13 protein-coding genes and 1 pseudogene are annotated in these 22,750 nt (G+C 63.9%); 11 read left to right on the top strand and 3 right to left on the bottom strand.

Annotated elements, in window-relative coordinates:
- Nucleotides 1-61: 61 nt before the first annotated feature.
- A complete protein-coding gene (locus H7X47_RS21325) occupies nucleotides 62-373 on the bottom strand; it encodes a type 2 periplasmic-binding domain-containing protein (protein WP_193370780.1) in 312 nt (103 codons plus the stop codon).
- A 216-nt stretch (nucleotides 374-589) separates the two neighbouring features.
- On the opposite strand from H7X47_RS21325, the gene H7X47_RS21320 reads away from it, so the two are divergent.
- The 10 genes and pseudogenes from H7X47_RS21320 (at nucleotide 590) to H7X47_RS26580 (ending at nucleotide 12,033) form a co-directional block, all read left to right on the top strand.
- Entirely contained in the window at nucleotides 590-1,609 is a 1,020-nt protein-coding gene (locus H7X47_RS21320; RefSeq protein WP_193370779.1) for a substrate-binding domain-containing protein, read from the top strand.
- 112 nt (nucleotides 1,610-1,721) lie between these two features.
- Nucleotides 1,722-3,242, top strand: a complete 1,521-nt coding sequence (locus H7X47_RS21315) for a sugar ABC transporter ATP-binding protein (protein WP_193370778.1) — start codon at nucleotides 1,722-1,724, stop codon at nucleotides 3,240-3,242.
- Nucleotides 3,243-3,256: 14 nt separating this feature from the next.
- Nucleotides 3,257-4,261: an ABC transporter permease gene (locus tag H7X47_RS21310; RefSeq protein WP_322096527.1), complete on the top strand. Its 1,005-nt coding sequence runs from the start codon at nucleotides 3,257-3,259 to the stop codon at nucleotides 4,259-4,261.
- A 30-nt stretch (nucleotides 4,262-4,291) separates the two neighbouring features.
- Nucleotides 4,292-5,272, top strand: coding sequence for a sugar-binding transcriptional regulator (locus tag H7X47_RS21305; RefSeq protein WP_193370777.1), 981 nt, complete (start codon nucleotides 4,292-4,294; stop codon nucleotides 5,270-5,272).
- Nucleotides 5,262-6,257: an aldo/keto reductase gene (locus H7X47_RS21300; RefSeq protein ID WP_193370776.1), complete on the top strand. Its 996-nt coding sequence runs from the start codon at nucleotides 5,262-5,264 to the stop codon at nucleotides 6,255-6,257. The genes H7X47_RS21305 and H7X47_RS21300 overlap by 11 nt, the downstream gene beginning before the upstream one ends.
- 64 nt (nucleotides 6,258-6,321) lie before the next feature.
- The gene (locus tag H7X47_RS21295; protein WP_193370775.1) at nucleotides 6,322-8,049 is read left to right on the top strand and encodes a glycerol-3-phosphate dehydrogenase/oxidase; all 1,728 of its coding nucleotides are present in this window, start codon (nucleotides 6,322-6,324) and stop codon (nucleotides 8,047-8,049) included.
- Nucleotides 8,046-8,882, top strand: a complete 837-nt coding sequence (locus H7X47_RS21290) for a class I fructose-bisphosphate aldolase (RefSeq protein ID WP_322096526.1) — start codon at nucleotides 8,046-8,048, stop codon at nucleotides 8,880-8,882. Before H7X47_RS21295 ends, H7X47_RS21290 begins: the two co-directional genes overlap by 4 nt.
- Nucleotides 8,875-10,395, top strand: a complete 1,521-nt coding sequence (locus H7X47_RS21285) for an FGGY-family carbohydrate kinase (protein ID WP_193370773.1) — start codon at nucleotides 8,875-8,877, stop codon at nucleotides 10,393-10,395. Before H7X47_RS21290 ends, H7X47_RS21285 begins: the two co-directional genes overlap by 8 nt.
- A 25-nt stretch (nucleotides 10,396-10,420) precedes the next feature.
- Nucleotides 10,421-11,256 (top strand): annotated as a pseudogene (locus H7X47_RS26475) (GMC family oxidoreductase); the annotation flags it as partial.
- A gap of 138 nt (nucleotides 11,257-11,394) precedes the next feature.
- The gene (locus tag H7X47_RS26580) at nucleotides 11,395-12,033 is read left to right on the top strand and encodes a GMC family oxidoreductase (protein WP_367575734.1); all 639 of its coding nucleotides are present in this window, start codon (nucleotides 11,395-11,397) and stop codon (nucleotides 12,031-12,033) included.
- A gap of 368 nt (nucleotides 12,034-12,401) precedes the next feature.
- Here the strand turns inward: H7X47_RS26580 and H7X47_RS26385 are convergent, their stop codons facing one another.
- Nucleotides 12,402-14,255, bottom strand: a complete 1,854-nt coding sequence (locus H7X47_RS26385; protein ID WP_193370772.1) for an ATP-binding protein — start codon at nucleotides 14,253-14,255, stop codon at nucleotides 12,402-12,404.
- Nucleotides 14,256-14,818: 563 nt separating this feature from the next.
- Here H7X47_RS26385 and H7X47_RS21270 point away from each other — a divergent pair.
- Entirely contained in the window at nucleotides 14,819-15,505 is a 687-nt protein-coding gene (locus H7X47_RS21270) for a hypothetical protein (protein ID WP_193370771.1), read from the top strand.
- A gap of 448 nt (nucleotides 15,506-15,953) precedes the next feature.
- Here the strand turns inward: H7X47_RS21270 and H7X47_RS21265 are convergent, their stop codons facing one another.
- Nucleotides 15,954-22,259 (bottom strand): DUF5801 repeats-in-toxin domain-containing protein, encoded by a 6,306-nt coding sequence (locus H7X47_RS21265; protein WP_193370770.1) that lies wholly within the window; start codon nucleotides 22,257-22,259, stop codon nucleotides 15,954-15,956.
- Nucleotides 22,260-22,750: the final 491 nt, after the last annotated feature.

Below are 22,750 nucleotides of genomic sequence, written 5' to 3'. Positions count from 1 at the left end.
GCAGATCCCGTATCGAACCTAGAAACCTCATCAATGTCGGTGACGGCGCGGCACTTTCGGGTCAAGTGAGGAAACATCCCTCACCGCTATCGCAGGTCTCGTCGAACGGAGCCACCAGGCTGCCGTTCTGCAATTGCCTTTTGACGAAAGCCTTGACCGCCAGGGCGACGCCGCTATTGCGGGAGGCCGCTTCATGGGCCAGAGCCGAGCTCTCGGAGCGACTTCCCGATTCCGGATTCACCTTGGTGCCGACCGGCATGATCCACAGCAGCCAAACCGTCTGCTGGACAAGCGCATTGAGAGACTGGGGAAGTCCCGAGCACAGGCGAAAGCAGCGCAGAACAAGACCATGGCTGGGAAAGCAGCACTCCATGGCAAGGCCCCTCGTCTTCGGGTCATCTCGCGAGCGGGGTGCTTGGTGCAATAAATTTCAGTAATCGAATTATTTCTCGAATCTGATTGACAGCCTCGGGGCACCCTGCTTTTGATAGAGGTCGCGCGATAAATTTCGTATAGTGAAAAAAATCGCACGCTGGGTTGAATAAAACGAACCCGGCTCGAACGCCGGGAGATAAAGCGGAGGAACACTATGAGACTCTTCGGTTTGGCCGGGGCGCTGACCGCGGTCGCAATGGCGCTTACCCTGACGACCGCCAACGACGCTGCGGCTCAAAGCAGGTTTCAGTGTGAGCCGGGGGAAACCTACATCATGAACGTGATGGTTTCGGCCCATCCCTACTGGGTCCCTGTCTATCAGGGCTTCAAGCAGGCCGCCGAGGCGATGGGTTGCGAAACGATCTTCTCGGGCACCCCGGATTACGACATCACGAAGCAGATCGCCTCCTTCGAACAGGACATGGTAAAGCAGCCTGCGGGCATCCTGCTGCACCCCATGCAGTCGGACCCCTTCATCGAACCGATCAACCGCGCCATCGACAGCGGCATCGAGGTGGTGACCTTCGCCGCCGACTCGCCAAAGTCGAAGCGCTCCGCCTACATCACGTCGGACAACGTTGCCGAGGCCAAGTTTGCCGCAGAGGAAATCGTCTCACAGATCGGCGATAGCGGCGAATACGCCGTGCTCGAGAATCCGGGCCAGAGCAACCACGACCTCCGGGTCACGGCGCTCATCGCCTATATGGAAGAGAACTTTCCGGATATGAAACTGGTCGGCCGTCAGGCGACTAACCAGGACAGCAACGCCGCATACCGCGCCACCGCCTCGATCCTGCAGGCCAACCCCAACCTGGGTGCGCTCTGGATCCCCGAGGCCGGCTCCGCCGAGGGTGCGGTAGCCGCCGTGCTGGAAGCCAAAGCCGATGTACTCATCATGCACGCGGATATCACCCCGACAACGCTGGAGCATATCAAGGCCGGCAATATTCACATGTCGCTGAACCCGAACCAGGGCGTGCAGGGCTTTATGGGCTTCGTCTCCACCTTCATGGCCGCACACTCCGAGATCTTCGACCCCTTCAACGACTACAAGGTCTCCGGCTACAATCCGGTGCAGATACCCTTCATCGACAACGGCTTTGCGGTGATCACGAAGGAGAATGCCGACGCCTTCGACCTCAACGCCTACATGGAAGGCCGCGACCCGAGCTGAGAGAAGCCGCCAATAGATCTTCCGCCGCGGTTGCAGGCACCAGACGCGCTTTCAGCGGTGCGGGCAACCAGGCGGAAGCCGGGCGGAACCACATCCGGCGAAGAGTCATGCGATGGCAGACGACCTCATCCTTCAGATCTCGAACCTGAGCAAGGCTTTCGGCCCGGTCCAGGCCCTGCGCGGCGTCGACTTCGAACTGCGCCGGGGGGAGATCCATGCCATTGCCGGCGAGAACGGCGCCGGCAAGTCGACCCTGATGAACGCCGTCGACGGCATCCTGCGCCCCGACAGCGGCGAGATCCGCTTCGACGGCCGGCCGGTGGACATCGCCTCCCCCGCCATGGCGCAGCGCCTGGGAATCGGCTTCGTGCACCAGGAGATCGCGCTCTGCCCGGACATCACCGTGGCGGAAAACATCTTCATGGCCGCCACCAACGCCAGTCCCCATCTGCTGATGAACTACAGGGACCTGGAGAGGCGCGCCGCCGCGGTCCTAGGCCAGCTCGGTGACATCGATCCCACGTCCCTCGCCCGCGATCTCTCGATCTCGCAGCAGCAGCTGGTGGAGATTGCCAAGGCCCTGACCCTGGACTGCCGCGTGCTTATCCTGGACGAACCCACCGCCGCGCTGACCGAAAAGGAAGCGCAGGTGCTCTTCGGCATCATGCGCCGGCTCGCGGCACAGGGCATCTCAATCATTTACATCTCCCACCGCATGGTGGAGATCTTCGACAACTGCGACCGGGTGACCGTGCTCCGCGACGGCCAGTACATCACCACCCGGAAGATCGCCGAGACCACGCCGCGCGAAATCGTCAACGCAATGGTGGGGCGCGTGATCGAGACTCTCTACCCGGAAAAGCAGCGCCCGGAGGAGCGCTCCGCGGAGGTCATCCTCGCTGTCGAGAATCTGAGCGAGCGCCGGCGCTTCCGCAACATCACCTTCGACGTGAGAAAGGGAGAGATCCTCGGCTTTGCTGGCCTGATCGGCGCCGGACGCAGCGAAATCGTCAAGGGCATCTGCGCCCTTGAAGGCGAAGTAACCGGCGAAGTCCGCCTCAAGGGTCGGTGCCTGGACCGGCGGCACTACAAGGACAGCATCGCCGAAGGAATCGTCTATCTCTCCGAAGACCGCAAGGGCGACGGCCTGTTCCTAGAAATGTCCATCGCCTCGAATGTCTCGGCCCTGGCGGTACAGCAGATCGCCTCGAACCTTGGCGTTATTGACGACCGCCGGGAACAGGCCCAGGCCAGGGGCCTGGGCGAGCAGCTGAACCTGAAGTGCGGCCACGTCGGACAGCCGGTCTCAACCCTTTCCGGCGGGAACCAGCAGAAGGTGGCCATCGCCAAGATGCTGTCGGTGAAGCCGCAGGTGATCTTCCTCGATGAGCCGACACGCGGCGTCGACGTCGGCGCCAAGGCCGAGATTCACCGCATCCTGCGCGAACTGGCCCGCAGCGGCGTCGGCATCGTGGTAATTTCCTCGGAACTGCCCGAACTCATCGGTGTCTGCGACCGTGTGCTGGTAGTGCGGGAAGGCCAGATCAGCGGCGAAGTTTCCGGCGATTCCATGACAGAGGAAAACATCATGCACTTGGCCTCCGTTCTCGAGAGACAACAAGTAGCGATCTGAAGGCAGGGCAGTCCATGGTCTCGACATTCACTCCTCTGGGGCAGCAAAAAAAATCGAGTGCCGGCCTCATGGGCCTGCTGAAGCGGCTCTTGCGCATGCGCGAGACTGGCCTGATCCTTATCATCCTCGCCCTCTTCGTGGTGATGTCCTTCGCGTCGCCCTACTTCCTCACCTGGGTCAATATGCGCGCCATGGCGATGGCTTTCGCCGTGGAAGGCATCGTGGTCGTCGGCATGACCATCCTGCTGGTATCGGGCGGCATCGACCTCTCCGTCGGCTCGGTGACCGCGCTCGCCATGGTCATCGCCGGCCTGCTGTTTCTTAATGGTGTCGACCCCTGGACTGCCTCGCTGATCTCCATCGCCGCCTGCACCGCCATCGGTGCCGGCATGGGATTCTTCGTGACGCGGGTTGGCCTGCACCATTTCATCGTCTCGCTCGCCGTGATGGTGATCGCCCGCGGCGCCTGCCTGCTGGGCACAGGGGGACGGCCACTCGGACTCTTCACCCTGCCGCCGGAGTTCAAATTCATTGGCCAGGGCTCAATCGGTGTCATACCGGTCGTCATCGTGATCTTCGTTGCCGTGGTCGTCACATTCGACTTCATGCTGCGGCGCACGACGATCTTCCGGAAGGTGTTCTACACCGGCAGCAACGAGAAGGCGGCTGCCTACTCGGGCATCCGCACTAAGAAGGTCGTCTTCCTGACGACGACTCTCTGTTCGGCGCTGTGCGGCGTGGCCGGCATCATCTACATGGCCCGCTTCGGCTCCGCCCAGCCGACCTTCGGCATCGGCATGGAATTGAACGTCATCGCCGCAGCGGTGATCGGCGGCGCCAGCCTGTCCGGCGGCACCGGCACCATCTTCGGCGCCATACTGGGTGCCATCCTGCTCTCCGTGGTGTCCAGTTCCCTCGCCCTGCTGGACGTCTCCGTCTACTGGCAGGATATCATCCGCGGTTCGATCCTGCTTGCTGCCGTATCCATCGACCACTATCTCAACAAGCGGCGCGGCTGATCCCGGCACCAACCTTCAACGGACAACTAGATGCCCGAGAAAAAAGAAGATTTCGAGTCGATCCGCCAGATCCACACGGTTCTGGCGCTGCATTTCGTCGACGGGATGAAGCAGTCGGACATCGCCAAGAAACTCAAACTTTCGACCTCCAAAGTGAACCGTCTGATCACCCAGGGGCGCCGCCTCGGCATGGTGAAGATTGCCATAGAGAGCCCCTTCCAGCGCCTTGTCGACCTGGAGGCCGGCCTGGTGAAGGCCGCTTCCCTCACCGAGGCCGTGGTCGCGCCGACGGTATCGGGCAGTCCCGACACCACCCTGCAGCAGGTCGGCCGGGCAGCTGGCAACCAGCTTTTGCAGACGTTGCGCGATGGCGACGTAATCGCGATCACCGGCGGCAAGGCCGTCAGCGCCGTGGTCGACAATCTACAGCCCGACCGCGCCTTCGACGTGACGGTGGTGCCGCTGACCGGTGGCGTGCAGGGCAAGTACTACACCGACGTGAACCACCTGGCCACGCAGCTGGCTGAGCGCCTGGGCGGCTCCACCCTGCTGGTCCATGCGCCGCTCTTTGCCGAAAGCCGCGAGCAGCGCGACATGCTCATGGCCATGAGCTCCATCAAGGAAGTCTTCGACCTGGCGCGCACGGCCGCGGTGGCGCTGGTCGGCATCGGCTCGATTCAGCCGCCGGGCTCCAGCTACTACGATCTGCACCCCTTGCCGAACCCGGAGCGCGAACTCCTCGTGAGCAGCGGCGCCGTTGGCGAGTTCCTGGCGCACCTCATCCGCGAGGACGGCTCCTTGGCCGACTATCCGCTCAACTCCCGCCTTGTCGCTCTCGATCCGCAGGAGCTTGCGCGCTGCCCGCGGACCATCGGCGTGGCCGCCGGCCCCGAAAAAGTGCAACCGATCCGCGCCGCGCTGAACGGGCGCTATCTCAATTCCCTCGTCCTTGACGAAAAGACCGCCGAGGCCGTACTCAAGAACATAGGAAACGTACAGTATGTCGCATGAAGTCCTGACCCGTACCCTCGGCAACTCCGGAATCGAAGCGCCAGCGGTCGGGCTCGGCACCTGGGCTATCGGCGGCTGGATGTGGGGCGGCACCGACGAGGCCCGGTCCATAGCGGCGATCCAGGCGGCGCTGGATGCCGGCATTTCGCTGATCGACACCGCGCCCGCCTACGGCCAGGGCCTCGCCGAAGAGATCGTCGGCAAGGCTATCAAGGGCCGCCGTGACGACGTGATCCTCGCCACCAAATGCGGGCTCGTCTGGCACACCCAGCAGGGCAACCACTTCTTCGATTACGATGGGCGCCCGGTTCACCGCTATCTCGGCAAGGAATCCATCTTCCACGAGGTCGAGCAGAGCCTGCAGCGTCTCGGTACCGACTACATCGACCACTACATCACCCACTGGCAGGACCCGACCACACCGATCGCCGAAACCGTCGAGGCGCTCGAATCTTTGAAGCAGCAGGGCAAGATCCGCTCCTTCGGGGCCAGCAACGTTTCGCCTGACGATCTGAAAGCCTATGTCGCCGCCGGCCCGCTGGACGCGATCCAGGAGGAGTACAGCATGGTGAAGCGGGATATCGAAGCGACGCTTCTGCCGATCTGTGCTGAGCACGGCGTTTCGACGCTCAGCTACTCGTCCCTCGCTCTCGGACTGCTGTCCGGCAAGATAGGCCCGACACGCGAATTCTCCGGCGACGACCTGCGCCGCGACAATCCGCGCTTTTCCCAATCAAACCGCGAAAAGGTCGCCAAGCTGATGGAAAGCATTGCGCCCGTGGCAGAAGCCCATCGGGCCACCAGTGCGCAGGTCGTGATCGCCTGGACGCTGCAGCAGCCTGGGATCACCTTCTCCTTGTGCGGCGCACGCGACCCCGAGCAGGCCAAGGAAAATGCCAAGGCGGCGCGCATCCGCCTTGCTTCTGACGAATTGACAGCCATCAGCGAGGCGGCGAAGACGCACCTGACCGATCTCGACGCCTGACCGCAGGCCCTACCGAAAGGATCACGACAGCCATCGCCCTGCCGGGGCGGTGACCGAGGAAGCTATGCCCGGACGACGCAGTGATAACCTGTACAGGCTCCGCCAGGATGGCGCCTTCGACGTCATCGTCGTCGGTGGCGGCATCAACGGCATCGGCGTGTTCCGGGAGCTCTGCCTGCAGGGTCTGCGGGTTCTTCTGGTCGAGCGCGGCGACTTCTGCTCCGGTTGCAGCGCGGCTCCGTCGCGCATGATTCACGGCGGCCTGCGGTACCTGGAGAACGGCGAGTTCGGACTGGTCCGCGAATCACTGCGCGAGCGCGACGCCCTGCTCGCCAATGCGCCCCATATGGTGCGACCGCTGCCCACCACCATTCCCATTACCAGCTTGTTCTCCGGCCTGACCAACAGCGCCGCCGGCCTGCTCGGCATCGGCAGCCGGCCCTCCCCTCGCGGCGCGCTGCCGGTCAAGATCGGCCTCTCGCTCTATGACTGGGTCACCCGCCACCGCCGGGCGCTGCCGCGCCATTCGTTCCGAAGCGCCGCCGAGACGCGACGACGCTGGCCGCAGCTCACGACGACGCTGCGCTTCTCGGCGACCTATCACGACGCCTGGATCAGCTACCCCGAACGTCTCGGCCTGGAGCTGGTGCTCGACGGCCTCCGCCTCTCGCCGCAGAGCGTGGCCCTGAATCACGCCGACATCCACCCGCAGGGGAGCGGCTACCGGGTAACGGACAGGTTGTCCGGCGAGGCCCTCGACGCTACCGCCAAGGCGGTGGTCAATGCCACCGGCGCCTGGCTGGACGAGGCCATCGCCCAGTTGAATGGCGGCGGTCCGGGCGATGCCCTCGTCTCCGGCACCAAAGGTTCGCACCTCATCATCGACAACGCCGAGTTGCTCGAAGCCCTGGGCGGGCACATGATCTTCTTCGAGAATTCGGACAGCCGCATCTGCATCGTCTTTCCCTATCTCGGCCGGGTGCTCGCCGGGGCGACCGACATCCGCGTCGGCAAGGTCACCCGCGTGCGCTGCGAAACCGAAGAGCGCGACTACATCCTGGACTCGCTGCGCCTCGTCTTCCCGGCCATCGCGCTTACCACCGATCAGGTGGTCTACAGCTACAGCGGCATCCGGCCCCTGCCGAAAAGCGACCACGACTTCACCGGCCGTATTTCGCGCGGCCACTTCGTGCACCGCCTCGACGGAACGGTACCGCAGTACTGCATGGTCGGCGGCAAGTGGACGACCTTCCGCGCCTTTGCCGAGCAGACCGCCGACGCGGTGCTGGGCGGCCTCGGCAAGCCCCGCAAGGCCGCGAGCCTCGATCTTGCCATAGGTGGTGGCAAAGATTTCCCGGAACGTCCCGCCGACCTCGAACGCAAGCTGGCGGCGGATCACGGCATTTCCCCCGCTCGCGCAGCCTATCTGGCTGATCTCTACGGCACGCGGGCGGCGGAAGTCCTGCAGTTTTGCGGCACCCGCAGCGACGACCTGCCGCTCGTGGCGGGCTGCCACACCACCGCCGCCGAGATCGCCTTCCTGATCCGGGCCGAGTTCGCCTGCAGCCTGGACGACCTGCTGCTGCGGCGCACCCCGCTTGCCATTCGCGGTGACATCTCCTCGCTGCTGATCGGGCGCGTCGCCGACGCCGCCGTCGCCGAATTCGCCTGGAGCGAGGACGAGCGGCGCCGCCACGTCGACAACTTCGTCGCCGACCTCGCCGACTACCATGGCGTCTCGTCGGAGACGCTGGAACAGCGTACCTGTGACAGGAGTCTTGAATGCGCGTGAGCCCCAAAGTCCGGATGAACCGCCTGTTCACCCACGGAGGCTGCCTGGACGTCGCCATCGACCACGGCGTCTGCAACGAGCCGAGCTTCCTCGCCGGTCTCGAGGACATGGCCGGCGTGGTCGATACGCTGATCGCGGCAAAGCCCGATGCCATCCAGATGACCTACGGTCAGGCCGACCTGCTGCAGGGCCGGCCGGAGAAGGACAAGCCAGCGCTGGTCATGCGCATCGATATGGGAAACCCCTACAACGACCGGCGCCATCGCGTCATGTGGTCTCAGCTGCAGAACCACGATGACCCGATTATCGGCGCGCTGGAAATGGATGCCGCCTGCGTCGTGGTGAACCTCTTCATGCTGCCCGACGAGCCGGAACTCTTCCGCCAGTGCGTCGAGAACATCAGCCGGGTGCGCGCCGACTGCCAGCGCTACGGCATGCCGCTGATGATCGAGCCGCTGGTGATGCTGCCCAACGAGGTGCGCGGCGGCTATCAGGTCGACGGCAACGCCGAGAAGATCGTCACGCTGGTGCGGCTTGCCAGCGAGATGGGCGCAGATATCATCAAGGCGGACCCGACGGAGAATCCCGAGGACTTCCACCGCGTGGTCGAGGCAGCGCGGGTACCGGTGCTGGTGCGCGGCGGAGGCAAGGACGATCTCAAGAGCGTCTTGATGAAGTCGGCAACACTCATTTCGCAGGGCGCCAAAGGCATGGTCTACGGCCGCAACATCTATCAGCACGACAACCCTAAAGCCATGGTCAGCGCGCTGATGGCCATGATCCACAGGGGCGCCAGCGGCGACGAAGCCTGGGACATCTACAACCGTGGCTGACCGCGCGCAGTACCTGCTGGGCCTCGATGCAGGCAACACGGTCATCAAGGCGGTCATCTTCGACACCAACGGCCGTCTTTGCGCTCTCCAGGCCTTCGATGGCCGCTCGCTCACGCCGCGCCCCGGCGTGGTCGAGCGCGATCTCGACGAACTATGGTCCAATGCCCGGCAGGCGATCCGCGGCTGTATCGACAAGGCCGGCGTCGATGCCCGACAGATCGCAGCGATCGGCTGTGCCGGCCATGGCAACGGGCTCTACCTGCTGGATGAAGACGGCGGGCCGCTGCTCGGCATCCAGTCTCTCGACACCCGTGCCGCTGCCCTGGCGCGCGAGATCTCAGCGGAGAACGGCGACAGGCTGCACGGGACCTGCCTGCAGAAGCCCTGGCCCTCGCAGACGCCCACCCTGCTCTCCTGGGTGAAGGAAGCCGCGCCGGAGATCTATGCCCGCGCCGGAACGGCGATGCTGTGCAAGGACTTCATCACCTTCAAGCTCACAGGGGAGCGGGTCAGCGACATCTCCGACATGTCGGGCTGCGGTTTTCTGCGCCTGCCCGACGCGGCCTACGACGACGATCTACTAGAGGCCTACGGACTCTCAGATGCAAAACCGATGCTGCCTCGCCTTGTCGGCCCGACCGACATCGCAGGCACCGTCGACGCCCGGGCCGCCGCCGAAACGGGACTCGCAGAGGGAACACCGGTCATCGGCGGCTTCTTCGACGTCGTAGCCAGCGCCATAGGCTCCGGCGTGGTCGCCGCCGGCGAAGCGTCGATCATTGCCGGCACCTGGTCAATCAACCAGGTCTTCTCGTCCGCGCCTGTGGTCAATCCCTCCGTCTTCATGGTCTCCGCTTTCGGCCCGGAGCGCTTCGTGAACATCGAATCGAGTGCGACCTCGGCGGCGAACCTGGAATGGTACGTGCGCACTTTCCTGGAGCGCGGCGGACACCACGACGATCCCTTCGGATATTGCAACGCACTGGTTGGGTCGCTGGAGCCCGCTGCCGACGATCCCCTTTTTCATCCTTTCCTCTACGGGTCCGGCGAGGAGGCTGCGTTCCGTGCCGGCTTCTACGGCCTTGCCGGCTGGCACGGCGAAGCCCACCTGCTGCGCGCGATCTTCGAAGGTGTGGTGTTCGAGCACCGCCGCCACATCGAGGTGCTGAAGGAAGCCGGCGTCACGTTCGAACGCGCCGCGCTCGCCGGCGGCGGAGCGCGCAGTCAGCATTGGCCGCAAATGTTCGCCGACTGTTTAGGCATTCCCGTCACGATCGCCGAGGCCTCGGAGACAGGGGCACTTGGGGCGGCCATCGGCGCCGGCGTGGCGGCCGGAATCTTCGCCGACTACGAAGCCGGCATCAGCGCCATGACACGGCCCAAGTCGTCGTTCGATCCGGACCTGCGCCTGAAGTCTCACTACGACCGGCGCTACCGGCTCTACCGTAGCCTGAACGAAAGCCTGAAGGGGTTCTGGGCCGGGTTGCAAGACGCCGGCCGCGGCAGTGCCTGAGCGCGGCCAGGGAGCACTTGAGGTCATGCCGCCTGCCATCCGTCTCGAGGGAAGCTATGACTACATCATAGTTGGCGCCGGCACTGCCGGCTGCGTGCTGGCCAACCGGCTGAGTGAGGATCCCGGTTGCCGCGTCCTTTTGCTTGAAGCCGGCGGCAGCGACAACTACCACTGGGTACACATCCCGGTCGGCTATCTTTACTGCATCGGCAATCCGCGGACCGACTGGATGATGACCACCGCCCCCGAAGAGGGCCTGAATGGCCGCTCCCTGGTCTATCCGCGTGGCAAGCTGCTCGGCGGCTGCAGTTCAGTGAACGGCATGATCTACATGCGCGGCCAGGCTGCCGACTACGACCACTGGCGTCAGCTTGGCAACGTCGACTGGGGGTGGGATGATGTCCTTCCCTACTTCTTGAAATCGGAAGACCACCACGCTGGCAACGGCCCTTTGCACCGTGCCGGCGGCGAGTGGAAGGTCGCACGGCAGCGGCTATCCTGGAAAATCCTGGAGGCGTCCAACAAGGCGCGGCGGAATTCGGCATCCTGCCGCGCGCGGACTTCAACGATGGCGACAACGAGGGTTCCGGCTTCTTCGAGGTCAACCAGAAGGCCGGCCTGCGCTGGAATACCGCAAAGGGATTTCTGAAGCCGTCCAGGCACCGGGCCAATCTCCGCGTCCTCACCGGTGCCGAAACCGAGCAGTTGATCCTGGAGGGCAAGAGTGTCCGTGGCGTGCGCTTCCGCGGCGCGCTGCACGAAGGCACCGCCGATGGCGAGGTTCTCCTCGCGGCGGGCGCCATCAACTCACCCAAGATCCTGGAGCACTCAGGCATCGGCAGGCCCGACCTGCTACGCGCGCTGGGCATCACCGTGCATCATAGCTGTCCTGGCGTCGGCGAGAACCTGCAGGACCATCTGCAGATCCGCACCGTCTTCCGGATCCAGGGCGCACCGACGCTCAACACCCAAGCCAGCACCTTCCTCGGCAAGGCAGGCATGGTGCTGCGCTACGCCCTGACCCGCAGCGGCCCCCTTGCCATGGCGCCCAGCCAGTTCGGCATGTTCACCCGCTCCGATCCGGCCCTGGCGACGCCGGACCTCGAGTACCACGTGCAGCCGCTGTCGACCGACAGGCTCGGCGATCCATTGCACCGGTTTCCGGCTATCACGGTTTCTGTCTGCCACTTGCGCCCGGAGAGCCGCGGCTCGGTGCACGTGACCGACAGCGAGTCCAGGGCCCAGCCGGAAATCCGACTGAACTATCTTTCGGCTGAAGCGGACCGGCGCGTCGCGCTCAAAGCCGTGCGGCAGGCGCGCCGGATCATGACCGCCAAGGCCCTCATGCCCTACCGTCCACAAGAAATTCTGCCGGGGCCGGCGCACGTATCGGACGCGGCGCTGATGACCGAGATCGGCAGCATCGCAACCACCATTTTCCATCCTGTCGGCACCTGCCGTATGGGAGTCGACGACGGCGCCGTGGTCTCGCCCGACCTGCGCCTGCGTGGTCTGGAACGGCTGCGCATCATCGACGCCTCGATCATGCCGCGCATCGTCTCCGGCAACACGGCCTCACCTGTGGTGATGATCGCCGAGAAGGCAGCAGACATGATGCGAAAAGAGAGAAATCTCTAGCGATTTCCGGCCATCCTGCCGCACCGTCGTCTGACGCGGCCCATGGCACTCTGCTCTGGCTCAATGTGCCCGGCCAGTCGCGAAAGTCCGAATTGAGTCAAGCAATGGAAGTCGATCCTCTCCGGAAACACGACCGCTTCCAGCGGTTGAGGCGACCGTACAGCAGTGCGCCTACCGAGGCCCGACCGCGGTAATAGTTCGGACAGGCGAAGCCGTCAGTCTTGTCGAATTGGCAACGAATGGGGGCACATTTCTGTCTACGCGCTTTGCAAGCATCTGATTTAGCTGAATAAATCTGGCGACTTGGAATCCAGGTCCCCCAGCCAACCTTTCCCTTCCCGCCACTCTCTCCTTCGGGAACAGCCCGGCTAGCTTTGCGGCACGCGCGGCAGCAGCAGATGCATGGTCGCGCCCTGGCCGCGGCCGGGACTGGCCGCATAGAGGTGGCCGCCCATGCTCGTCACGACGTTGGCGCACCAATGCAGGCCGATACCGTGCCCGCGTCCCGGCTTGGTGGTGTAGTAGCGCTGGAAGACCTTCACGAGTTCGGCCTCATTCATGCCGGCGCCGTCGTCGGTGATCTGGATATCCACCATTGCGGCGCCGTCGAAGGTGGTGCTGGCGGCGGAGATCACGATCTGCCCCCTGTCTGCGCCGCCACGGACGATGGCTTCGGCGGCGTTGGCCAGCAGGTTGGCGAAAACCTGCAGAATGACCGAGCGGACGCAGATGACCGGTGGCAGCCCCATCAGGCTGTTGTCCAGCCGCATGGTGATATTCTCGGCAAGACCGTCGGAAAAGGCCCGCATCGCGGTGTTGATCAGAGGCAGGGCCTCGCTGGCGACCGCCAGGTTGGCGTCGGAACCCAGGCGCCGCTGGCTTTCCAGGATGTCCTCGATCCGCGAAGTGTGGAGCAGCACCCGCTCGATGTCGGCTGCCAGCGCCTTGAGCTGCGCCCCCTCCTCCTCCGAGGCCAGGGCCGCATACTGCGCCAGCTTGCCCTGACGCTCCGTCAGGTTGTTCCCCTGCGCCAGTTCGCGGGTCGCCTGGGCGATCTTGCCGCTGCTGTCCGCCCTCAGGCGCTTGCGCGCGGCGTCCGCGCTCGCCAGCAGGGAGTTCAAGGCATTGCCGATGTTATGAAGGCTGCCTTCGGTGACCTCGGCCCGCCCGGCACGGTAAGAGACGTCCGCAAGCTGCTGGGTCGTCGCCGCGAGCTCCTGAAGCAGGTTGTCGAACTCCTCGGCCAGGACACCGATCTCGTCGCGCCGCCCCGCCTTCACCCGCAGGCTGCCCAGCCCTCTGTCGCGGATGTCCAGCAGCCGCTGGGTCAGGCGGGTCAGTCGGGACACCATCAGCAGGCGCACCAGGAGCACGGCGAGCAGGATCGTAGCGACGCCGACACCCGCCATGGCGAGGGCGGAGAGCAGCACCGTCTCGTCGCCGATCTCCCGCAGGTCACGGAACACGTTCGCGCGGGCCAGGAAGGCCGGCTCCCCCGCGGCGTCCTGGAAGGCCCAGTAGACCTGCAAAACATCCTCGCTGCGACGGTTGATGATGATCGGTGCGCCCAGGGACAGGGCGGCACCGGCCGCGGCCTCCAGGACGTCCAGGTTCGGTGTCTGCATGGACCAGAAATCGATGCTGATCTCCATCCGCGTGGTCAGCTCAGCCAGCTCCTCCGGGCTGAAGTAGTGAGCCAGCAGGACGGCCCCGCCCCCGACCTCGGCCAGCGGCGCCGCCGCAATGAAGAAGGGCACCCCCTCCGCATCATGCAGGCCGGCGACCCGCTCCCCCGCGAGAGCCGGCGCCATGCTGGGATGACCTTCAAGCCGGCTGCAGAAATCTATCGGATCGACGCTCTGCAGCAGCGCTTCGGCGGGATCGTGCGAGTCGGCGGACAACAGCGCGCCGGAGGCATCGAAGAAGCAGGCAATGTTGGCCGTCACCGACATAACCCCTTGGGCCGGCGACGGAAGCACGTCGAAATCGCCACCGGCGCTGAAGGCGACAACCTGGTTGAGCTGCCGGTCGAGCTGAGCGACCTCATTGTCGATCGCGTTGGCGAAGCGCCGCAGATCCAGCTCCGCGTTCGTAATCTCCAGTCTTTCGAAACTGCGCAAGACGATGGTATGCAGCCCCCACGCCCCCGCCGAGACCACCAGGCTGAGGGCAATCACCAGGAGCACCGGCACCTGCACCGCCAGCGATCGGAGCGGACGCACGGCTCTGGGCGTCAGAGACCTCTGGGGTGCCGGCTCCGCCGCCGTGCCGGGCGCGCCCTGCCACTCCGTGCCGGATCCACCGCTCGAGCTGCGCGGACTTATCTTGGCGTTGTCATTCATAGGGCCTGGCCACTCCGCAGCGCCCCGCCGGCAGCCACGGCCGCTCCACATGACCGCCGCGGCCGTTCCGGGACAGGTTGCCTTCCTCCCCTGAAATGCTAGCCGTAAGGGGCCGCCAAAGCACGCGCCATGGCCTGCGCCGCATATCGGTCATGGTTAATTCCAACATCGCTGGGACCGGCCGGACCGGCAACCGGGGCCTTCCGCGGGACTCCCGGAATGTTTAATTTCGTCCACCAGACTTTCCCTTTAGATTCAGTAGGTTGAAAACAAGGTAAACAACGATCTAATGAATGATTTGATTGGAATCTTATGGCAACTCAAGTAGTATTTTGGGGCGCTTAAGTGTACTGGTCGCGAAGGCGGCCTTAATGCTGTCCGACCTTGAGTCGGACCGCCGTTTATTTGGTTCCTGACGAAAGCAGCCACAGCCGAGCGGCCACATGATTCGCCCTTCCCGTCTGACAGCCGGCGCTTTGATCGCCCTGCTCGTAGCCTTGGGCTCCCCGAACCAGGATTCGCCCTTCGGCTTCAGCCTGGGCGGCGACGCGGCGCTGGCCAAAAGCGAAAAGGGTAACAGCGGCGGCGGCAACGCCGGCGGCGGCGGCAACGCCGGCGGCGGCGGCAATGGCGGCGGCGGCAATGGCGGCGGCGGCAACGGTGGCGGCGGCGGCGGCGGCGGTAACGACAACGCCGGCGGCGGTAACGACAACGCCGGCGGCGGTAACGACAACGCCGGCGGCGGCAACGCCGGCGGCAACAGCGCCAATGCAGGCAGCAACAGCAACGCCGGTGGCAACGGCAAGGGTAAAGGCAAGAACAGCGGCACCAACGCCAGCGGCCAGAACTCCACGGGCAGCAGCGCCTCGACGACCGCCAGCACCGGTGGAACATCCTCCCCCAATGGCGGTGGCGGCGCCACGGTGGTGAAGATCAAGGCCTACCGCCAAGCCGTCCTGCAGAACGATCTCAAGACCGCGGCTTCGGCCCTGGCCTCGGTGAAGGAAGAGATCACCCCCGAAGAGATCGAACAGATCAACGAGATCCTCGGCCTGACCAGTGATACGACCTCGTTGACGACCAACGATATCTACAAAGGCGTCCAGGAAGTCGCCGAGAACCGGCCCTAGCCGAAAAGGCACCCTCCTCCCCTCTTAGAGACCTGACGAGCCGCCAGCGCCGTTCCCTAGGCGCCAGGGGCATTCCTATGACTCTGCAGTCCTGACGCCCCCCGGCCGTCCTCCCTCCCCACAGAAAAAGGGGGAGGCGTCGCAGCACCTCCCCCAAAGGTGAGCTGTCCCAGGGTTCTTGGACAGCCCGGATTTTGTGATCCGGATTACCGCCTGAGCTGGCCGCCCGCTGCGTCGCCACCCTGGCCACGCCCCCGGCGATCAGGAGAAGAAGGGAGCGCCAACGATGGCGCCCCCTCCTCGGTGAGGTTACCCAAGGGTTCACCGGGTAACCTGGCTTCGCGCCCCTGACGGCGGGGGGTCAAGGACCGCCGCCCGGGCCGCTCGCCTCTCCCCCGGCGGCGCGGCAACGCCGCCGGGGAGATTCCCGTAACTTCGACTACCCCCCTCAGGCTCCGTTGATCATGCTGTTGTTGAAGACATCGTCTGCGCTGGTGAATGCACCATCGACGTCCGTCAGCTCGATCACCGTGCCGCTTGTCAGCGTGATGGTGTCGACCGTCCCCGCCCCGCCGCCATCGACGAAGTTGGAGATCACGTCGTCCACATCGATGTCCAGATCAGGCTCGATGTCCGTCACGTCAACGAAGGAAAGAGCATCGCCCTCGGACAACGTGAAGTCGAGGATCTGGTCCGTACCTTCGTCAGCGGCGAGGCTATAGACAAAGATGTCGCCACCGGCACCACCCGTCAGAGTGTCATCGCCGCCACCGCCGACCAGGACCTCCGGGTCGCCGTTGGAAACAAGCTCGTCGCCAAGAGCGCTGCCATTCAACTCCGGCAGCACTGTGAAGTCGAGCTGACCGTCGGATGTGTCACCGTCCTCATCCTCCACATCCAGATCGAAAGTAAGGTCGATCGGCGAACCGGAAACTTGGGAGTCGATCTCGAAACCGCCGAGATCGAAGGTATCGTTCGCTTCACCACCGGAGGTCACGTTAAGGATCTCCATTCGGTTGAAGCCATCGTCCGTGGTCACGAAGACTTCATACCCGACCAGAAGGCCCTCCACGAGAACATCTCCCGCAAGAGTTCCGCCGTCCCAGGTGACAGTGATTCCGTCGGTGGTCGATCCAGAATCTCCGTCCGCGAAAATCCAGGTATCGACCTCAGTATCCGTCTCGTCGAAGACGATGATCCTGGTAATATCGTCCTTCGGATCATCCGCGGTGTTCCACGCATTACCCTGGTCATCGTCGGCGTCGAAAACGGAAATCTGGGTGTCCACGGTATTAGAGGCGTTGCCACCTGTCTGGATGATGGAGAAGCTGGCATCGTTTACCGTGTAGTGACCGTCATAGGTAAGCGTATCAAGGACTTTCGGGTCACCTCCGACGATGTTGATGTTAGACACGTAGTCCAGACGCAAGCCGTCGCCAACCCCGATGGACTGGCTGTTGGTGCCGACGCCGAAATTCGAGGTGTTCACCGTGTCCGGATCAACACCATCTTCGTCCGGCTGCAATCCGGTGAAGAGCAGATCTTCGTTCTCGTCTTCGGGTGTGCCGCTCCGCGGATCGTCAATACCGACCCAGGAGTTGTTGCCGGCCGGCGCATCGCTGAAGTCCTCGAAGGTGACACCACTGCCGTCATCAATGGCTTGATACATCGTGATCGAGTAGCTGTCCGTTCCGGGCTCCAGCACGGCTTCAAAGACCCAGGCGCCGGTGTCAGACGGATCACCGGGATTAGTTGTCGCCAACAGCCTGTGTCCGTCGTCGAGCACCAGCAAGGTGATCGCCAGATCGCCGTCTTGCGTAAAGAGCTGCGTGTTGCTGGCATCCTCCAGGAGCGTGCCGTCCAGCCCCACGTTGAAGACCACATCGCCTTCCTCGTCGGCCCCGACATTGGCCGCCAGGTCGAGGTCTCCAACGAAGAAGCCGCTCGACGAGTTGGCAACGAGGCCGTCTTCTGGATCGATGTTCTCCGGAATGTCGTCGATGACATTGATGACGAATGTATCTTCAACGAACCCCGTCGTATCGTCGTCGCCGTCGGAGGCGATGAGATAGGACGAGAAGTCGAGCTCAATGATATCCTCCAAATCGTCGGCCAGATGATCCATCTGGTCGAACAGCAGGAAGGTGTAGTTGGTCCCGCTCACCGAGAGCTCGAAGACCTTGCGGTCGTTCACATCCAGCTCGTTGGCAGTGTCGCCGCTGTCAACGAAGCCCGTCAGAGTCGACCCGTCGCTGACGAGGACGATATCCTCTCCGATTGAGTTGAAACCCGAGTCGACGGGAAGATCTGTACCGTTCTCGATGACCTGCAGGGAGAAGCCGCCCGGGCCATCCTCACCGAAGTCGACCAGGCTGCTCAGGCTGCCGCTCACGGAGTCCTCGGTCAGATCGAAGTTGACCAAAGTGTCCTGATCGGCTCCCGGCGTGGTGTCCTCGTTGCCGCCCGGCAGGTGCTCTTCCTCCACGGTGCCCGAAACGCTGGCATCCTCGACCGTCGGACCGTCGTCGTTGACGGTCACCACGATGTCCGCGGTGTCGGTATCGTCGTCGCCGTCGATCACCGTCACCCGGAAGGTCAGGTCCAGTGGATCGGCGGAGCCGGTCTCGTCGACATCCGGATGGTTGAGCGACTGCAGCAGGGTGAAGGTGCCCGTGCCGTTGTCGTTGATCTCCAGGGTGAAGACTTGGTCGGCGGGGGTGTTCGGATCGCCGCCGTCGACGTAGCCGATCAGGGTCTGGGTCGTCGAGTCGTAGAACGTCAGAACGTCGGTGCCGTCGGTGGTCTCCAGCGTCAGGGAGCCGCCGTCATCGCCGTCATCGGTCGAGATCAGGGCGACGTCGTCGATGTCCCCGCCGTCATTGCCATAGTCGATCGTGAAGGCGACCGCCACGTCGGCGGTGGTATCCAGGTCCTCCTCGTCGACCTCGACATCGCCGTCAGACGTGATCGACGGCCCGTCGTCCTCGATCTGGATCGCAATCTCGGCCGAGTCCTGCTGGCCGTCCTCGTCCTCCACGATGTAGTCGATCGTCAGAGGGGTGGACAGCGGCTCGTCGTGATCGGCGTCGGTTCCCGGCGTGGGGCTGACAACCGCCTCATATTGGATGAAGGTCGAGGTCGCGGAATCGTCCCCGGCGCCGACAGACTCGTTGGTCAGGTGCAGGGAGAAGACAACATCCTCGATCTCACCGGTCTGGATACCGTCGGCCAAGTTCACACTGTCGTCCAGAGTGACGCCGAGCACCAGGTCGCCGTTCGAAGACGGATCGACGTAGAAATAGACGTCCTTGCCCGTCTCCGTCATCACCAGCCCGGTCGTGGTGGCGTCGACGGCGGTATCGTAGGAGATGACGAAGGAGCTGTCGTCAAGACCGACGTCGAAGGTGAGCGACTGCTCGATGGCGCCGATCGCCGCCAGCGATCCGCCACCCAGGCCCGCCGCCGTTTCCGCGTCACTTACCAGACCGCCGGGCGCTGCAATGTCGTCGTCGTCATCGTCCTCCGTCGCCGTGACATTGTCCGATCCGCCTTGCAGGCCGTCCGACTCGTCGTGAGTCTTCTGCGCCGGCGCTTGCGCGGACGGCGCGTCGTCCAGGTTGATGGTGAGGGTCGCCTCGTCACCATCGCCGTCACCATCTTCCAGCACGTAGTCGAATGCCTCCGAACTGCTGGCGGCAGATTCCGGCGGCGTATAGGTGTAATCGCCGATATCGCTGCCGGTCATGGTGATGGCGAGGGTGCCGCCTTCGGCCGTATCAATGGTGAGGACACCACCGACAAAGCTGACGAGACCTGCGGGCGAGCCGACGATGTCGTCGCCAGCCTCGTTCAACTCGTAGGTCACGCCGTCATGGGTGACGGAGCGGATCACGCCCAGGCCGTCGGCGCCGGCGAAATCCACCTCGGAAGCATCTGGGTCGCCACCGGCGTCATCGCCAGGATTGACCTCCGTGCCATCGAGCACATTGCCTTCGACCGGATCCCCACCGATTTCGGCGGTATCGTCGTCGTCGTTGGCGATGGGGATATCGTCGATGACCTTGACCAGGAAGGTTTCCGGATCGAGCGTCACCGGATCGAAGTCGGAGTCGGTCGCTTCGACCATGCCGGTGAAGTCGATGGTCTTGTTGCCCTCGTCGTTGTCGGCGTCCGGGATGGCGTGATGGTCGAGCTTGGCGAGCAGCTCGAAGGTCCAGTCGCCCTCCTCCTGGAGTTCGAGCGTGAAGACCCAATTGGAGTCGTCCAGCTCGTTGAATACGCCGACGAAGCCGACCAGGACGCCGCCGCTGGTGAAATCGTAGCTGAGCGCCTGGCCGCCGGAGGTCAGGTTCTGGTCGTCCAGGGGAGTCGTGTCGGACGCGAACCCGAAGAGCGCCGGGGCGTCCTTGCCGGGGACGATCAGCAACGACAGATCGCCGGTGGCAACAGTCGTCGTGAGGTCGAAGTCGATCAGTGTGTCTTGATCGCCTCCCGGCGTGGTGTCCTCGTTCCCAACGACCGGCAGGTGCTCTTCCTCGACCACGCCCTCCGAGGTTCCGCCGTAGATCGCCGGCCCGTCGTCCAGGATCTTGATCAGGAATTCCTGCGTGTCCGTATCCTGATCGTAGTCGGTGACCGTGTAGTAAACGGGGAAGTCGATCTGATCGTTCGGATCGGTATCGTCCGGATGGAAGAAGGCGTCGAACTGGACGAACCAGATATCCGCCGAGGCTTCGTTGTCCGGCCCGAAGAACGTGAAGGCGTTGGAGTCGTCGAGATAGACGATGAAGATCAATTCGCCGGCCGCCTCGCCGCGCACCATGTTGTCGCCGTCGGAGTACAGCAGGATGTCGACCCCGTCCAGGGTATCCAGGCCGCTGTCCTGCCCGGTATAGGCGCTGCCGTCGGCCTGGGTCAGCGCCACGCCGCCGACGGCGGGGCCGGCCTCGCCGCCCTCGACCGGCTGGTCCATGCCGTAGTCGAAGGTGATGGTGTCCAGGGCCGCGCCGCAGACCGTAAGTTCCTCACTGACAACGACGTCGTTCACATCGCTAGGCAGCGGATCATTCGTCTCCTCACCGGTCTGCAGGCCGGGCGTCTCGTCGTAGAGCAGCATGTCGTCGGTGCCGCCTTCGCCGCCGTCGGCGTCCGGGGCATCGTCTTCAATCAGCAGAATCGCAGAGGTTGAGCTGGTACCGCCTGCACCGGTCACGTCGAAATTGATGTCCAGCGCGATCGACTCGTCGTCATCTGTCGGGTCGGGATGGTCGATTTGCTCAAATCCGACAAACGAGAGGAACAGAGTGTCCGAGCCGAAGGTGAAATTGTCGTCCAGGAAAATGCCGAACACCAGGTTATCGTACTCAAACTCGCCCTCACCAAAGACCACCAGGCCGGTGACACCCAAGACCAGATTCGGGTTGGTCGGATCGACTAGGTAGTAGACCTGTTCTCCCTCAGACGTAACAGGATCTCCGCCCGACGTCAGGACCGGATCGCCTGTTGTGTATTGCAACTCGGCCGAGGTAACGCCGGAAACCTGGATCTGATGAAGCGCCTCTCCAGTCTTTTGCGCGGGGATGGTAATTCCCATGTTCGCAAAGGCGGCTATCTCTGCAACAGAGAAGACCTGAATAGAGTGGATCTCGTCAGGAACGCCCGAGCCCGTTTGCGGGAAGTAGCCGAAGTCGATGAAGATGTCCCCAAGGCCCTGTTGGTCATCGCCCACAAAGCCGTCGCTGCCCTCGGTGCCGGTGCCCGCCCCTGGCGTTTCGTCGAAGGTGAAGGTGGTGGGGGGGACGCTGGGCGGCGGCGGCGGCGCCGGCTCCTCCTCCAGCAGGACGATCTCGTCCTCCAGTTCGATGAGCCCGAACTCCAGCTCCGTCGGCGGGATGACGCCCTGGGCGATCAGAAGCTCGATCGCGTCACCCAGATTGTCGTTGTAAACGTTGTTACCGCCACCCGTAGCGACGTCGCCCACGGCGGTCTCCAGTGGCGTGGCGCCTGGGCCACCGGCCTGTTCGGCCTGCGCCAGGGCAACGGCATTGCTCAGCAGCAGGTCCATGCCGATAGGCTCACCGGCCACCATCAATACCGGCGGATTGCCGCTGCCCGCGGCGAGGACCATGTCCTCGAAGATCACGAAGCTGTCCGGCTCACCGTCGCCGTCCAGGTCGAAACCCATGACCAGATTGTTGCCGTCGACCACGAGCTGAACCGTGGCCGGATTGGCCGCCAGCTCGAAGCGCTCACCCGGCTCCAGCCGCACGACCTCGGTCTCACCGGCCTGCGGCGGCGTGATCACGCGAAGCGACTGCCCCACCAGGGATTCAGAGCCGGCCGAACCAGCGGCCAGCAGCAGGTCCATGTCGATAAGCTCACCGGCCACCGTCATCACCGGCGGATTGCCGCCGCCCGCAACGAGGAGCATGTCCTCGAAGATCACGAAGCTGTCCGGCTCGCCGTCGCCATCCAGGTCGAAGCCCACGATAAGGTTGTTGCCGTCGACCACGAGCTGCACCGCACCCGGGTCTGCCGCCAGTTCGAAGCTCGCGCCCGGATCAACCTGCACGACCTCGGTCTGGCCGGCCGCGGGCGGCGTGATCACGAGGGGCGCCTCTCCCACCACGAAGTCGGCGCCTGCCGAACCTTCGACCGCAGAGTCGTCGACCGTCTGTGCCGCCGGGTTGTCCATCGCCTCGGACTCAGCCCCGGTTTCCGGCTCACCGCTTACCTGCTTCAGATCTTCAGTCATCGCTCTCGTCTCCGCGACAAAGGTTACGTTCTGGCCCTGGTGACCACTGCGGCCCGGATTTGCCGCTTTCGCGCTTCATCCGCGCATACCCGGTGGGCGCCAGAGACACTTCCGGCGCCATTTGAGGAGAATTCGTACCAAAGGCTCCGTGATGGGAACGTCATCTGGGCTGGTGGCTGACAGCCGGGGCAGACGTCACCGGACCAGACGAAGGCGCATAGCGTTAACCATTTGCTACCAAAGCAGGTGCTACGCCCCGCGCGGCGGCGCTCGGACAAGGCTTTGTTTTCTTTTATTTTTTCCGGGAATAGCGGCGATACCGACGCGGTGAACCGGGCCCGGCGGCGCGCCGCAAATGGTTAATGCCGGGCGTCGTTTTTAACGATTTAATCGGCGACGGCATGAAACCGGCGGTGTCACGACCCGATCTACCTCAGAATCGTCACAACGGTATTTTTGGAGAGGGAAGTTATCCACAGGGTTGTGCCGCC

This window comes from Pelagibius marinus, assembly GCF_014925385.1.
GTDB lineage: Bacteria > Pseudomonadota > Alphaproteobacteria > Kiloniellales > Kiloniellaceae > Pelagibius > Pelagibius marinus.
This window is presented reverse-complemented; position numbering and strand designations above follow the sequence as displayed.

Excerpts from the sequence above, each read along its gene's own strand:
- H7X47_RS21325 (WP_193370780.1), bottom strand. The coding sequence starts at position 373 with ATGGAGTGCTGCTTTCCCAGCCATGGTCTTGTTCTGCGCTGCTTTCGC.
- H7X47_RS21320 (WP_193370779.1), top strand. The coding sequence starts at position 590 with ATGAGACTCTTCGGTTTGGCCGGGGCGCTGACCGCGGTCGCAATGGCG.
- H7X47_RS21315 (WP_193370778.1), top strand. The coding sequence starts at position 1,722 with ATGGCAGACGACCTCATCCTTCAGATCTCGAACCTGAGCAAGGCTTTC.
- H7X47_RS21310 (WP_322096527.1), top strand. The coding sequence starts at position 3,257 with ATGGTCTCGACATTCACTCCTCTGGGGCAGCAAAAAAAATCGAGTGCC.
- H7X47_RS21305 (WP_193370777.1), top strand. The coding sequence starts at position 4,292 with ATGCCCGAGAAAAAAGAAGATTTCGAGTCGATCCGCCAGATCCACACG.
- H7X47_RS21300 (WP_193370776.1), top strand. The coding sequence starts at position 5,262 with ATGTCGCATGAAGTCCTGACCCGTACCCTCGGCAACTCCGGAATCGAA.
- H7X47_RS21295 (WP_193370775.1), top strand. The coding sequence starts at position 6,322 with ATGCCCGGACGACGCAGTGATAACCTGTACAGGCTCCGCCAGGATGGC.
- H7X47_RS26580 (WP_367575734.1), top strand. The coding sequence starts at position 11,395 with ATGGTGCTGCGCTACGCCCTGACCCGCAGCGGCCCCCTTGCCATGGCG.
- H7X47_RS21270 (WP_193370771.1), top strand. The coding sequence starts at position 14,819 with ATGATTCGCCCTTCCCGTCTGACAGCCGGCGCTTTGATCGCCCTGCTC.
- H7X47_RS21265 (WP_193370770.1), bottom strand. The coding sequence starts at position 22,259 with ATGACTGAAGATCTGAAGCAGGTAAGCGGTGAGCCGGAAACCGGGGCT.